The following is a 14,618-nucleotide window of genomic DNA, read 5'->3' on the forward strand; positions in this document are numbered from 1 at the left end:
ATTTCAGGTTTTTCACCGGAGTTAATTTGAAATTAGGTGTCTGAAATAATGTGCTAGTTTACAACAGTCGGTCCGTACACAAAGTTTCCTAGCCGTCGCACTCCTCGTGAGTGCGTGGATTGAAATCGACAGCTTCCGTAACGATTACCGTGTTTTTGAGGTCGCACTCCTCGTGAGTGCGTGGATTGAAATTCGACTTGGAGGCGGCGGCTGGCTTCGAATCAAGTCGCACTCCTCGTGAGTGCGTGGATTGAAATACCTGTGACGGTGTTACGCAAGACTTCGATTTGCGTCGCACTCCTCGTGAGTGCGTGGATTGAAATTTCCTTCGTTTCTTCCGTTTTTAACGACTCGTCAGTGTCGCACTCCTCGTGAGTGCGTGGATTGAAATTACTCGAGCTACTAACGCATTCCACTGTGCTTCGTCGCACTCCTCGTGAGTGCGTGGATTGAAATTGCTTGCCGTAGCCTATTCCGTATTTCGACTGCGTGTCGCACTCCTCGTGAGTGCGTGGATTGAAATGTCTCGCAAAAGATATATCCGGAAACAAATATGGCGTCGCACTCCTCGTGAGTGCGTGGATTGAAATGCTCTACCTATCGACGACCCGAAGAACGCGCATTGTGTCGCACTCCTCGTGAGTGCGTGGATTGAAATCGTCTCATACACATAGTGTCAGCATCCCGTCGCACGTCGCACTCCTCGTGAGTGCGTGGATTGAAATTCCGGAAATGCTAACGTATATTCGGACGAGCACCTGTCGCACTCCTCGTGAGTGCGTGGATTGAAATCCTCCAGTTCAATGTATTTGATTATGGTCATGCTGTCGCACTCCTCGTGAGTGCGTGGATTGAAATAGAAAAATCCCGTTGACCGTATCTTTCGATTGCGGTCGCACTCCTCGTGAGTGCGTGGATTGAAATCAGTTCTTCGGCTCCCACTTCATCGAGAATAACCCGTCGCACTCCTCGTGAGTGCGTGGATTGAAATATGATAATTACATCTTGGCTGGCGGCTCAATAGCAGTCGCACTCCTCGTGAGTGCGTGGATTGAAATCCAATGGCGGCGGATGAGGTGATCATGGGAATCGGGTCGCACTCCTCGTGAGTGCGTGGATTGAAATTTCAATCGACAGGTGCATGTCTTTCCACAGTTTCATGTCGCACTCCTCGTGAGTGCGTGGATTGAAATACGGAAATCCTGCTTTGCTTTTTCACTCAAATCCCGTCGCACTCCTCGTGAGTGCGTGGATTGAAATCAGAATATGAAAAGGCTACTAGAAAAATTTGGGTAATCGTCGCACTCCACGTGAGAGCGTGGATTGAAATATCTGAACGTAGTGGGATATAAAGGCGTGTTTGACGTCGCACTCCCCATGAGTGTGTGGATTAAAATGGTGTAAAGCCGGAGGTCATCGACGGTGCTTTTTGACGCACTCCTCGTGAGTGCGTTAATTTTTTAATCAGTTTTTTTCTAAAATGAATCTTTTCCTCCCCTCACCCAGTATATATGTTTAGAATAATTTTTAAGGGGTGGCTGTAATGGGTATTTTATCAAGGTTTAAAGATATTATGTCGAGCAATATCAATGCATTATTGGACAAGGCGGAGAATCCGGAGAAAATGATCGATCAGTATATGAGAAACCTGAACAGTGATTTGGGCAAGGTGAAAGCTGAAACTGCTTCGGTTATGGCGGAGGAACAGCGGTCAAAACGGGCGCTCAATGAATGTTCGACAGAGATTGAAAAGATGCAGAATTACGCGGTCAAAGCCTTGGAAGCAGGAAATGATGATGATGCACGGAAGTTTTTAGAGAAGAAGGCCTCCCTGGCCGAAAAAGAAGCGGAATTGCAGCAGGCCTATAGTTTGGCAGCTTCCAATGCGGTCCGGATGAGGGAGATGCATGACAAGCTTGTTTCTGATATCGGCGAGCTGGAGGCACGCAGAACGATGATCAAAAGCAAGATGGCCGTAGCGAAAACGCAGGAAAGGCTGAATAAAATCGGTTCCTCGGTATCCGGGGCCAACCGGTCCATGTCTGCATTCAATAGAATGGAAGAGAAAGTGGAGAAAGCATTGGACGAGGCGAATGCCATGGCCGAATTAAATGCAGCCCCAAAAGATGACATAAAAGATTTGACGGAGAAATATGATAGTAGACCGGATGTGGAAGATGAACTGGCTGCGTTGAAGGAGCAAATCAAAAATAAAGAATAAACAGCGCTCATTAAACGAATAACCGACTTACAGACAGAGCTGTAGCCCGGGCTGCAGCTCTCGGCCTGTTTTGTGTGAAAAAGGGAGGGGGGGATCTCATTGGTCACTCATTATAAGTGTCCGAACTGCGGTGATGATATGGCTTTTGACAGTGAATCAGGAATGCTGACCTGTCAAAGCTGCGGAAGACAGGATCAAATAGAAGATTTTTCAGAGGACTTAAAGACACCGGTATTTTCCGAGGATGAAGCGAAGGAATATCACTGTGAAAACTGCGGTGCAATGCTGATTACAGAGGCCGAGACTGCGGCGACGACGTGCAGCTTTTGCGGAGCTGGGGTGGTTTTGCAGGAACGTCTTTCCGGTGCTTTGGCTCCGGCAAAGGTGATTCCTTTTACCATCAGCAAGGAAGAAGCGATGCAGGCTTTTAAAAAATGGTGCCGAAACGGGCGCCTGACTCCAAAAGGATTCATGACAGCCGACCGGATCAAGGGTATCACCGGGATGTATGTCCCTTTTTGGCTTTATGATTTAAATACAAAGGCGAAGGTTGAAGCGGTCGGAACGAAGGTGAGAAAGTACACAAGAGGAGATTATGAATACACTGAAACGAAATATTACGATGTGTACCGGGATATAGACCTGTCTTATGTTAAGGTCCCCGTTGATGCATCCGAAAAAATGGACGACAAAATCATGGATAAATTGGAGCCTTTTCCTTATGATCAATTAAAGGATTTCAAAACCCCCTATTTGGCGGGATATATTGCGGAAAAATATAACTACGACGATAAACAATTGTATCCCCGGGTCGAATCCAAAATTAAGAAATTCATAGATACGTATATCAGTTCCACGATTTCAGGATATTCCTCCGTCAGTTATAATCATAAGCATATCAACACGAAGAAAGTCCGCAGCTATTACGTCCTTCTTCCTGTCTGGATGGTCTACTATGATTATGATAAAACGGAACATACTTTTGCGATGAACGGCCAGACCGGAAAGGTGGTCGGGAAGCCGCCGATAAGCTACTCCAAAGTGGCCGCCTGGTTTGGTGGCATTGCGGGGACGTCATTCGTAGTATTGAAGCTGGCCGCTATGGCAATGGGAGGTGGCCTGTGGTGAAGAGCGGCTTTTTCAAAAAAACGTTGATCCTGATGGCTTTCTTTCTAATATTTCCTTTTGCCTTTGCGGCGGCCGATTCTCCTTCCAAGCAAAGAGTCTTTGATGATGCGGGGCTATTAAGTGACAATGAGGTCAAAGAGCTTGAAAAATTGGCGGAAAAACATGGGGCCAAGCGGGATACGGATTTTATCATACTGACCTCCAATAATGAAGAGAACAAAGATGTCGTGGAATTCATGCAGGATTTTTATGATGAACAGGCACCCGGCTATGACAAGCCGCACGGAAACACGGCTATTTTGACGCTCGATATGAAAAATCGGGATGTGTACGTAGCAGGTTTTTATAAGGCGGAAACCTATCTGGATAATCACCGGGCAACCCTTGTCCGTGAAAAAATCACCCCGGATCTCTCAGATGGAAATTACTACAAAGCTTTTCAGTCCTTTATCAAGACTTCTTCCAAATATATGGGAATCAGGCCGGGAGTGGACCCGGATAACATATTATTCAATCTATGGTTTCAGATTATTGCATCGCTTGCTATTGCCGGGGCAATTGTTGGTATCATGGCCTTCAATACAGGCGGAAAAGTGACCGTCAATGCCCGCACGTATCAAGATAACGAGAATACGAGAGTGAATCATAGAAGGGACCAGTATATTCGCACAACGACCACAAAAAGAAGGAAACCCTCCAATAAAAGCAGCGGAAGCGGCTTCAGCGGCGGTGGCGGCGGAGGGGTCACAAGAGGCGGACATTCCCACAGCGGCAGCAGAGGGAAATTCTAGGTTCGAAAGGAATGAATCACAGCATGGTATTTTTTAAAAATCAATTTGCCAACGTAGTTGAATGGGAAGAATTCAGAGATGATATGATTTTTTGGAAATGGAACAACCGCGAAATCAAAAAAGGAAGCCGGCTGATCATCCAGCCTGGCCAGGACGCCATTTTTATCAACAACGGTAAAATTGAAGGGATTTTTCAGGAAGAGGGGGACTATAACATCGAGTCCCAGATTATCCCGTTCCTGTCGACTTTAAAGGGATTCAAGTTCGGCTTCAACAGCGGAATGCGGGTGGAAGTGCTGTTCGTCAACACGAAGGAATTTACGGTGAAGTGGGGGACGAAAAATGCCATTAACATCCCTTCGCCTCAGCTTCCGGGCGGCATTCCTGTCCGCGCAAATGGTACATTCAATTTTAAAGTGAACGATTATATCGCCCTGATTGATAAAATCGCCGGGGTAAAAAACAGCTATCTTGTAGAAGATGTGAAAATCAGGATCACTTCCATCCTGGATCAACTGCTGATGAAGTGGATTTCCAAAGAAGGAAAAGACATGTTCAATCTGCAGGCCAATGCTTTTGAAATTGCCCAGGGGATCAAGACAGATCTTGATATGCAAATTATCGACAGCGGCATGACCATTACAGGGTTCAATATCATGAGTTTCAACTATCCGAAAGAAATCCAGGACATGATCACAAAAACCGCTTCGCATGGCATGATCGGCGATTTGCAGCGTTACCAGCAGGTATCGATGACAGACGGCATCGCTTCCGGAAAGGTGAAGGGCGGCGGAACAGCCGCGGATATGGCCGGAATGATGATGGGAATGGGCATGGCCGGACAAATGATGAAAAATATGAATCAGATGCAGGATCAAAGTGGCGGGCAACAAGCGCCGAACGAGGGAAATCAAGCGCAGGGTGCCCCGAACCAGGCCGAACAGCCGCCATCCGGGGGAGGAAAAATTCCGAACTTCTGTCCGAACTGCGGAGAGAAGACGAGCGGCGGGAACTTCTGCTCGAATTGTGGGCAGAAATTGGTGTAATGATTATCAAAGGCTCCTTCACAGGATCGGTGAAGGAGCCTTTCGAATTTAAATATAGGGGCTGTCCTAAAAGTGGAAATCCCCTAATACTCAATAATTAAAAATGCAGAATATCAATGTTTTAGAACATGAAAAGGGGTGCCCAAAAGTCAAAATTATGACTTTCCGGACACCCCCGATATATTTTTTTATCCAAAAAACGCATTGACAATCAAAAGCATGATAAGAGATGTTCCCCATGCCAATGTTGTAGGGACAGACCAAGTTAGGATCTGCTCTTTAACATTTTTTATGCCAAGCATACGATTTATAACCCAGAATAAACTGTCGTTGAAGTACGAGAATACCATCGCGCCCAGAGCCGCAGCTTGTGCAGCAAGTGCCATATTTACATCCAGACCCGTCAAAATAGGAGCGGAAATCGAGGCTGCAGTAATCATGGCAACTGTTCCACTGCCTTGAATAAGGCGAACAACCGAAGCGATAATAAATGGTATAAGGATGGCAGGCATATGGATGCTTGCAATTTGCTCCGCAATATAATCGCCGCTTCCGCTTGCACGTAAAACGTTGCCCAGTGCACCGCCTGCCCCTGTTACAAGCAGGATAATTCCGGCGGTCTGAATACCTTCTTCCATTCTATCAAGAGCCTCGGATTGTTTTACATGCCCATATAGTCCATAAATAGCAAAAATCAAACCAATACCGACTGCGATGATTGGTGAACCTATAAAAGTAATATAGTCATAAATTCCGCCAGTTAACTCAAGTGCCGCAAGAAGCGTATTTGCAAAAATCAATAGTATAGGAATAATAATCGGTAGAGTGGCCCGGGTAAGTGAAGGGAGATTTTTTGATTCACTGGAAGCCATATACTCCTCCACCGTAATTTCTTTTTCAGGACGGATGTAATCAAGGCCAGTCTCATCCGGAATTTGGTAGATCTTTTTGCCAAGCCATTTAGCATAAAGGACGCCTACGATGATGATTGGAATTGCCAACACAAGTCCCCATAGGATCATCATCCCGATATCGACCCCGAAAATGCCCGCAACACCAAGCGGACCAGGAGTCGGCGGCACGGCATGATGCGTGGCGGCTAAGCCGATGCCAAGAGCGACTCCAAGAGAAAGGACCGATTTACCGGTTTTCCTGGAAAGCGCTTTAACTAATGACGATAAAATAACAAATGCAGAGTCAACAAAAATTGGAATGGAAACAATATAGCCTGTAATTGCAAGCGCCCATTCTTCCTTGCGCTTTCCCAATATCTTTACAATTGTATAGGCCATTCGTTCAGCGGCGCCGGAAACCTCGAGAATCCTTCCCATCATTACCCCAAAGCCGATAACGATACCTATAGAACCAAGTGTGGAACCAAATCCATCAGTAATCGCGTTTACTACATCTGGTGCTTTCATTCCTCCTACAAGGCCGGTAACGGAAGCGGAAAGGATCAGTGCCAAGAAAGCATGGATTTTTGTTTTTAAAACCAAGAAAATTAAAATAATTACCCCTAATACTAGGCCTAACATCATTTGTCCGCCTGAAGCTGTGACTTCTGCCATTTTTTAACCCCCTAAATAAAATAATATTTTATAGTCCCTCCCGGGAGTTACTCCCAAGAGGGAAAAAAGACTATACTATGACCGGAAGTCCAAAGCATATTTGGCCGCCAGTTTGATACATTCTTCCATGCTGACACTGCTTGCGATGTTTTTGCCTGCAATATCAAACGCAGTCCCGTGGTCAACCGATGTACGCAGGAATGGCAGGCCGTTAGTGATTGAAATTGTCCGTTCAAAATCGGTCATTTTTGCCGCAATATGACCTTGATCATGGTACAAGGAGAGAACGGCATCATATTTGCCTTGCAAAGCTTGATGGAAAACGGAATCTGCCGGAACCGGGCCAACCGCATTGTGTCCTTCTGCAACGGCCATTTCGATGCCGGGCTTGATTTCATCAACTTCTTCACGGCCGAACAATCCATTTTCCCCGCTATGAGGATTTAATCCTGCCACTGCAATCAACGGATTTTCAACACCCAGACGTTGCAAAGCTTCTTCACAACGGCCAATGTAATCATATACTCTTTCTTTTGTCATTTCAGAAATTGCATCCTTTAAGGATAAATGTCGGGTCAGGAAGAAGATGCGCATGTTCCTCACTTCAAACATGGTTAAAGGATCGTGAGAATTCGTCAGATCCTCAAGCATTTCTGTATGACCGATATATGGGACTTCACCGGCTTTGAGAGATTCTTTGTTGATTGGAGTTGTAGCAATAGCCGTAACATCACCATCAAGGGCGAGTTCTACCGATTTTTTAATAAAATCGAAAGCAGCCCGGCCGCATTGAGCCTGGACAGTACCCCACTCGAGAGTATCCATATTGAGGTTGTCAAAATGAATGATGTCAATGCTGCCATGTTCATATTTGCCCTCTGATGGTTTAGAAATCTCATGTATATCAAGCTTTGTGTTTGTGACGGCCAAAGCTTTTTTAATTACTTCGGTGTTCCCGACAACAACTGGCTTACACATGTCATAAATTTCAGCTTTATCCAGTGCTTTTACAGTGATTTCGGGTCCTATTCCTGCCGGATCACCCATCGGTACTGCGATATATGCTCTTTCTTGATTAACCATTTAGCACGCTCCCTTTATGATTTAACAACTTTGTTTCCAAAAATTTAATGCTTTCATATATTGCCCTGTTATCGCCTATCATTCCGCCTTTGGTGACGACATTGAGGCCATCAAGATGTCCACCTGTAAATCTGCCGTATGCGGTGAGAGGCAGAACCTCATCTTCAAGCTCTATACCATTCGCATGGCCAACAGTACATAGTGAAGATGTTACATCTCCGCCGCTTGAAAAGATTCCGGAGATTTTGTATTCCGATTTTTGGATGATCTTGTAGGTTATCGCAGCAAGCCCATCTGTAATACGCTTTGCCAACGCATCCTCTGAAACTTTACTGGTCTCAGACATTGCCTTTAGATCAAGGCGTTTGTTTATAGGGTGATGGGTAGTTATGATAAGGATCGATTGGCCTTTTAACGCTTCCAGCCCCAGATTGACTGCTCGTTTCACTTCTTCATTCCAACTGTCACCAGAGCGGACGAGCTCTTGGGGGTCAACAAGAATTGGTTCCGTATTTGTTTTTGCATATAAATAATGGAGCTGCCTTCCTGTGACAGAGGTAACACTGCCAACCGTCACTAATAGTTTTTCCTCAGTGACTTTTTTGTGTAAAAAAGCTTTTGAATAATATGCGGTTAGCGGGCCAGGGTCAACGGGTACAATCAAGTTTCCCTGAACATTGGCCATTGCTGCAGCAATCATTTCAATCTGTTCGTCATTAACCGCATCTAAAACAATAATCCTGTTTCCTTGATTTATTTTTTCTTGAAGTTTTTTTGTAATGGCACCCACGCCCGACAAAGTGACATCAAGGCCAATAAGAGTGACCTTGTTGCTGCTCTGATCTTCAATAATGGATGGAATGTAGGACTTTTTAATAGGTGTAATGGGATCATTGGCTGCATCCGTTTCTTGGACCGGCACTCCATCCACCAGCAGATAACCGCCTGTAGTGATTCGCCCCGAACTTGGAAAGGCAGGGACGACAACGGCTATGGCTGTATCCCCGAGCTCATCCAGAAACGCATCAATTTCAATACCAAGGTTTCCTCGGACTGTGCTGTCAATCCGCTTGCAGAAAACTTCTGACCCTTTTTCTTTAAATTGCCTGATGACTTTTTTTACACGCTGTTCAGCAATTTCACCGCGTATATAACGGCTGTCAGTGTCAACACAGATTGCATCATATTTATTTGTTTCGGGTAAAGGTGCATCTTGAACGACTGTTATAGTTTTAAAGCCTTGGTTAGCCAGGCTGACACCTGTTGCATTTGCCCCTGTCAAGTCATCTGCAATAACTCCGACTTTCAATTGTGTTCGCCTCCGCAATAGTTGATGGCAACATATTCTTCATATTCTTCCCGAATATCTAAGTCTAAGCCATCATCCGTAATAATGCCCTCCAGGCTGGTAATCGGGCAAACTGTAGAAAATGATTTTTTATTAAATTTACTTGAATCTATTAATGCCCAAGTGGCTGCAGCTGAATCCAACATTAATTTCTTTATCAATGATTTTTCAAATGAAGGTGATGTGATTCCTGCTTTAAGGTCAATCGCATGTACACCCATAAAGAAGAGATCGACATGAATTTTTTTGAAAAATTCTTGTGTCGGCCATCCTGACAGGGCACCTACATTTGTCTGCAATTCGCCTCCGGCAACAATCACTTTTAGTTCGCTATCCATCAACTCCACTGCTATTTTAATATCGTTCGTAATCACAGTTATATCATTTCTGCTTTTCAAAAGCTTTGCCAGCTCCAACGTTGTGGTTCCAGAGTCCAAAATGATATTGGCGTTTTTGGGTATCAGTGGCAGTGCGTTTTTTGCAATTACTTTCTTCTGGTTAATATTTCTGCTTTCTTTGGATGAATAGGGAACTTCCCTTATAAGCGAATCGGGAGAAATAGCGCCTCCATGTGTTCTGATTGCTTTTCCTAACCGTTCCAGTTCAGCCAGATCACGCCGTATCGTCATACTGGATACATTTAACTCATTTGACAAATCCTCAATTTCCACTTTCCCGTTTGCAAGTATTTGAGATTCAATCCAATTACGCCGTTCTAAAGGCAGCATACAGGTAACCCCTTATCAACTTTGTTCAAATTTAACATTTTATATGTTCAATTATGTGATATTTGTTTGAAGTTGTCAATTATGGAATTAAGTATTTTGAATAATAGGCCATTAAGAGGTATAAATTCCCTTTATCTAGACTTATAAACTACATAAATTGAACTAAACAATTTTACAATTATCACCGGTTCACAGCCCTAAAAACGGCCACTAAATGAGAACCGTAGCAGCCCGTTCTATACGGTTGAGTGTAAAAACGGTAACTAATCCGGCCGATAAATGCCCGTTCTAAGTGGTTGGGTGAAGAAACGGGCACTGATCCAGCCGATAGGTTCCCGTTTTAAGTGGTTCATTCCTGAAACGGGGAGTAAAAAGCCCGGAATTAGTCCCAATTAGCGGGCTTACCGGAAAAGTGGGATCTAAGTTCATTGATGAGCTAATTAAGCGCCGATTGCATGCTGGGAGTCTATATGTACAATTTTAAAGTTCAATTTATATAGTTAAAAATAAAGAAAGCAAAACGCCAAGAAACATTCTTGGTATTTCGCTTTCTTAAAAAATGACAGGTTAGTGCTCAAACTCTTTTAATAAAAAGGCGAAATCATAATATATACCAAGACGCCGGTCAAGCTGACATACAGCCAGATCGGCATCGTCCAGCGGGCGATTTTTTTATGGCGCTCGTTTTCCATGTTCCATGCCCGTGCCACACTTGTTAAGGCAAGCGGTACAATCGCTGCAGCGAGCAAGATATGCGTGATTAAAATGAAATAATAAATACCGGCCAACAGTCCCGCTCCTCCGTATGGGGTGGAAGGGGAGAGATAGTGAAACGTCACATATGTGATCAGAAAGAAAAAGGTTGTCACAAACGCCGCATAGATAAACCGGCGGTGAACCTTCACATTGCCCTTCAAAATTGCAATCAATGCTGCCGAAAGAAACAAAAAGGTGAAGCTGTTCAAAATGGCATTCATTAAAGGGAGGATCGTGACGTCGAATGCATCGAAGTCCTCCATTCCAGGCATTCCGGCAAGCACGGCGATCGCGCCGATCAGCACGACAGAAATCGCGATAATCGCGGGCCGGTAATTCCGTTTTACATGTGACGTGGTGCCAAAGCTGTTATTGTTCATATGTACGGTACACTCCAATTTATTTTCCGATGTAATCAAATCAAGTGTACCATAACTCAAATGGCCGAACGTTCTGCACGCGAAAGGTTCACAGTCTTTTCGATTATTTCAAGAACCGTCAATGCAGTCGGTTTGGAGGACAGCCCCTTTAATTTATTGAAGAACACGTCCGCGTCCACAAAATCGGCATGATGCCGAAAGGCTTTCTCAGCATTTTATTCTTCAGCTGAATGTGGAAAAAGTTTGTACCGTAATTCGATTTACATCAATTGAAAGGATAGGCCTGAATGATCAGGAAATGTAGAAATGGAATGGTAATGATACATAATATGGTGGTCAATAATACACCAAGGGAGGCAAACAGGGTGTCTGCTCCGTATTTTTCCGCATATAGGCAAATTGTCGGGGCGGAAGGCATGCCGGAGACGATAAAAGCAATCAATAATATTGGAAATGGAATCGGCAAAAGGGTGAAAGGAAGCAAAAGCATAGGGAAGAGCAGCAGTCTGAGAACGGAGGACTGCCACAAATATCTATTTTTCAGTGATGAGAAAAAGACTTTCAATCGAACGTTAGCAACTAAAGCCCCAACCAAAATCATCGAAAGGGGGACAGTCATTTTCCCGACGTTTTCCAGGGCGTCGGCTAGAAAAATAGGCCATGTGAAAGGAGAGAATAAGAGGATTAATCCGGAGCCAGTTGCAAGAATACCCGGGTTCACCAAGATTTCACGCCAATTGGCGGCATCTTTTTTTCGCGTAAATAGATGGATTCCATACGCCCAGATAAAAATTAAATAGCATATATTAAATACGGTGAGATAGATAATTCCCTGCTCTTTTAGCAAAATAAAGCTTACGGCATATCCGATGTACCCCTGGTTACCAAAAATCATGAGACCTTCGTACACCGATTTTTGTTCTGTTGGTAATTGCGACTGCTTTCTTAACCAAGCAGCCAAAAGGGCTGAAAGGACTGATAGATAAGCAGACATGGTTATCAGCCAAATGAAATCTTTTACAAAACCCAATGATAGTTTGATGTTGAGGGAATGTAAAATAAGGGCAGGCAAAGTTATGTAGAGAAGGAGCCTGGTCAGAACACCGACGGAATTTTTGTCCAGAATGTTCCTTTTTCTAGCCAGCCAGCCTAATATGGCGATACAATATAATGTAAGCATTTCCTGTACAAAAATACCTGGTGAAATCATCAAGATCCCTCCCCGCTTTTTTACCATATGAAGGGCTCTTGGTAAATGTTCAGCGAACAAGTCAATAAACAGGTATTAATCTTAAAAAAGGGGAGAGCGAGGAGTTAAGATGTTCAGACGCTATGTCATACCATTGATCAGTTTAATCGGAACAGCCCTTGTTATGATTGGTAAAAGGCTTCAGACAAAGATCGCATATCCGAAAAACTTCCCGATTAAAGCGGTTGAGCAGACAACAAACGAAATTATTTTTCATTTTAAAAGCGAAAAAGGAACGTTCCGGATATACAGGGAAGGCCGGCTGATTTATGAAGGGGAAGATGAATCCTTTACGGACAGTGAATTAGCTCCGGGGACTACTTATCTTTATACGATCGAAATAGGATCCAGAAGAGGTACGCCGGAGCGGATGAAAGTCCAGACATCAACGGCCGCTGAATTCAGGGAATCAGAGAATAAACTGGAGGACTGCATTCAAACCACCGTTATTTCACGGTCTTTTGTTGGGATGGAGTGGGAGCCGATTGAAGGCGTGGAGGAATACCTCATTTACCGGAACGGGAAAAGAATAGCCAAAGTGGAGGAGTCTTTCTTTGTCGATCGCTGGGTAAGGGGCCAAGTGGAATATACATACCAGGTTTACGCCGAACGGCCTTTGGAGGACCTTGAAAAAGATTCGGATGAACGGGAATCCAGAGTAAAGAAAAAACGAGCGAAAGACCAAAATGCCGCCATGGAAAAATTCCAAATGACGAAGATGCTGGACCCACTAGAAGAAATTTTAAAATCGGAAAATGAACCATTTGAGAAAAAGGAATGGCAATTCCTGTATAAAACTTTTTCAGGAAGAAGTTGGCTAAAAAATCCGAATGAAGCATCCCCTTATCGCTATTTTAAAGGCGAAGGGCGCGGATTTGACCCCGCATCCAAGGATTACCGCTCGGTGGCCGAAATCGTTGTTACACCTGACGGATCTGAGACCAGGTTGAACAAGGACATAGGGACAACGAAAGGATACGGGATGCTTCGAATGTTGAAGAAAGAAGAAACGGCTTCTGATGAAGGCATCCAGTTGGAAGATATCGAGACGGGAGAGGAGAAGGTTTCCTTCATACTGAATCACTCAGTCCAAAATCCTTTGGACGATTTGCCCGCTGTTGATTATCGAGTCCGGGCTAATCTGTATCGCAGCGGATACTTTGATATTGCGGGTGTACATGAGCAGACTCCTGATCATGAAGTTTATTTGAAGCACGGGGTCCAGCGTTCATGGACAACCCTCCATCAGTCGGAGGACGAAGGGGTGGAGAGGATGGCACCCATGCATTGGAGAGTGTCGAATTTTAAATAGGAAAAGAGAAAGGTTCTGATGAAGGATCCGAGCCTTTTTGAAAGTTAAAGGAAGCATTCCTATAATGAAATTTGGATAGCAATTGAATAGGTTTTTCGGAAAAAAGCTGTTGGCAGCGGGACGATCCCGAACGCCGCAGCTTTTTTATCTTGCCCCACTGCTTTAACGCGTTACCTTGTTGGGGGACTGACCCCCGTCGCTTTAACGCGTTACCCCATTGGGGGACTGTCCCCTGTTTTCAGAACGCCGCAGCTTTTTATTTTCTTAAAATTGATGAAAGGGTTTGCCCCCTAAGTATTAGGGAAAATCATAACTAAAGCTTTTATGCTATAAAAGAGGAGGAATGTATATGCCCGCGTCAATCATTTTGAATCTGCTAGCAGCCACAGGTTTGTTATTTTCTTATACCCCTGGGGATTCCAGCATACATACTCCACAGGCCATCCAGCTCAAGGACAGCGAAGCGAGCGGCGTTACTGATAAAAGAGGGATGGAGATAATTGCTGTTGATCTTGCAGACGATTTTATTCTTCCGCTTCATCCTGATGGAAAAAGCCTTGGCTTAAAAACGAAAGAAGACTATATGAACTATTATAAAAATATAAGTGACCCAGATTTGGCAGAAGAGTTTCTCAACGCCTTTTTTATAGAGGAAAATGGAGTGATGGAACACATCCCGACTGAGCCTCCGCTTTGGTTTGACAGCAGCCTTCCAAATGAATTCAAACAACTAAGCGATACGGAGATGGCTATCAGCCAGTTCAGCTCCATTGAATTATACGGGCCTACGACTTTGACCGTCTTTTATAAAAAAAGGGACGGAAACAAATGGATCATTGATGATGTGCATTATGAAACGGAAAGGGAAGGGTTGAATGAAGTTTGACCCGTTTATTAAGAAAAACGCAAGCGCCTTGCCCATCGACGTACAGACTGGAGTGCCTTCGACGAGATAAAGGATAAGGAAGTGCGAGAGTGCCTGCTTATCGGCGACAAGCATAAGACGAG

General features: G+C 44.4%; 12 protein-coding genes and 1 CRISPR repeat array. Of the genes, 6 read left to right on the forward strand and 6 right to left on the reverse strand.

Annotated elements, in window-relative coordinates:
- Positions 1 to 94: 94 nt before the first annotated feature.
- A CRISPR array of direct repeats spans positions 95 to 1,397; the repeat unit is 32 nt; unit sequence GTCGCACTCCTCGTGAGTGCGTGGATTGAAAT.
- Between the two features lie 146 nt (positions 1,398 to 1,543).
- From FS666_RS17250 to FS666_RS17265, 4 genes are all read left to right on the forward strand, one after another.
- Positions 1,544 to 2,221: a PspA/IM30 family protein gene (locus FS666_RS17250; protein WP_144460815.1), complete on the forward strand. Its 678-nt coding sequence runs from the start codon at positions 1,544 to 1,546 to the stop codon at positions 2,219 to 2,221.
- A 99-nt stretch (positions 2,222 to 2,320) separates the two neighbouring features.
- Positions 2,321 to 3,349 (forward strand): TFIIB-type zinc ribbon-containing protein, encoded by a 1,029-nt coding sequence (locus FS666_RS17255; RefSeq protein WP_144460816.1) that lies wholly within the window; start codon positions 2,321 to 2,323, stop codon positions 3,347 to 3,349.
- Between the two features lie 32 nt (positions 3,350 to 3,381).
- On the forward strand, positions 3,382 to 4,140 hold the full coding sequence (locus tag FS666_RS17260) for a TPM domain-containing protein (protein WP_144460869.1): 759 nt from the start codon (positions 3,382 to 3,384) through the stop codon (positions 4,138 to 4,140).
- A 23-nt stretch (positions 4,141 to 4,163) separates the two neighbouring features.
- Entirely contained in the window at positions 4,164 to 5,186 is a 1,023-nt protein-coding gene (locus FS666_RS17265; RefSeq protein ID WP_144460870.1) for an SPFH domain-containing protein, read from the forward strand.
- Positions 5,187 to 5,374: 188 nt separating this feature from the next.
- Here the strand turns inward: FS666_RS17265 and FS666_RS17270 are convergent, their stop codons facing one another.
- The 6 genes from FS666_RS17270 to FS666_RS17295 form a co-directional block, all read right to left on the reverse strand.
- The gene (locus FS666_RS17270; protein ID WP_144460817.1) at positions 5,375 to 6,754 is read right to left on the reverse strand and encodes a GntP family permease; all 1,380 of its coding nucleotides are present in this window, start codon (positions 6,752 to 6,754) and stop codon (positions 5,375 to 5,377) included.
- 75 nt (positions 6,755 to 6,829) lie between these two features.
- Entirely contained in the window at positions 6,830 to 7,837 is a 1,008-nt protein-coding gene (gene pdxA, locus FS666_RS17275) for a 4-hydroxythreonine-4-phosphate dehydrogenase PdxA (protein ID WP_144460818.1), read from the reverse strand.
- The gene (locus FS666_RS17280; protein WP_144460819.1) at positions 7,830 to 9,146 is read right to left on the reverse strand and encodes a four-carbon acid sugar kinase family protein; all 1,317 of its coding nucleotides are present in this window, start codon (positions 9,144 to 9,146) and stop codon (positions 7,830 to 7,832) included. The genes pdxA and FS666_RS17280 overlap by 8 nt, the downstream gene beginning before the upstream one ends.
- Positions 9,143 to 9,913, reverse strand: coding sequence for a DeoR/GlpR family DNA-binding transcription regulator (locus FS666_RS17285; RefSeq protein WP_144460820.1), 771 nt, complete (start codon positions 9,911 to 9,913; stop codon positions 9,143 to 9,145). The genes FS666_RS17280 and FS666_RS17285 overlap by 4 nt, the downstream gene beginning before the upstream one ends.
- Positions 9,914 to 10,497: 584 nt before the next feature.
- Positions 10,498 to 11,049 carry a DUF420 domain-containing protein gene (locus FS666_RS17290; RefSeq protein ID WP_144460821.1) on the reverse strand — a complete coding sequence of 184 codons (552 nt, stop codon included), beginning with the start codon at positions 11,047 to 11,049 and terminating at the stop codon, positions 10,498 to 10,500.
- A 265-nt stretch (positions 11,050 to 11,314) separates the two neighbouring features.
- On the reverse strand, positions 11,315 to 12,259 hold the full coding sequence (locus FS666_RS17295) for an AEC family transporter (RefSeq protein ID WP_144460822.1): 945 nt from the start codon (positions 12,257 to 12,259) through the stop codon (positions 11,315 to 11,317).
- Between the two features lie 109 nt (positions 12,260 to 12,368).
- Here FS666_RS17295 and FS666_RS17300 point away from each other — a divergent pair, with 109 nt between their 5' ends.
- Positions 12,369 to 13,610, forward strand: a complete 1,242-nt coding sequence (locus tag FS666_RS17300; RefSeq protein ID WP_144460823.1) for a DUF3238 domain-containing protein — start codon at positions 12,369 to 12,371, stop codon at positions 13,608 to 13,610.
- A 349-nt stretch (positions 13,611 to 13,959) separates the two neighbouring features.
- Positions 13,960 to 14,496 carry a hypothetical protein gene (locus tag FS666_RS17305; RefSeq protein ID WP_144460824.1) on the forward strand — a complete coding sequence of 179 codons (537 nt, stop codon included), beginning with the start codon at positions 13,960 to 13,962 and terminating at the stop codon, positions 14,494 to 14,496.
- Positions 14,497 to 14,618: the final 122 nt, after the last annotated feature.

This window comes from Siminovitchia fortis, assembly GCF_007681465.1.
GTDB classification, from domain to species: domain Bacteria; phylum Bacillota; class Bacilli; order Bacillales; family Bacillaceae_C; genus Siminovitchia; species Siminovitchia fortis.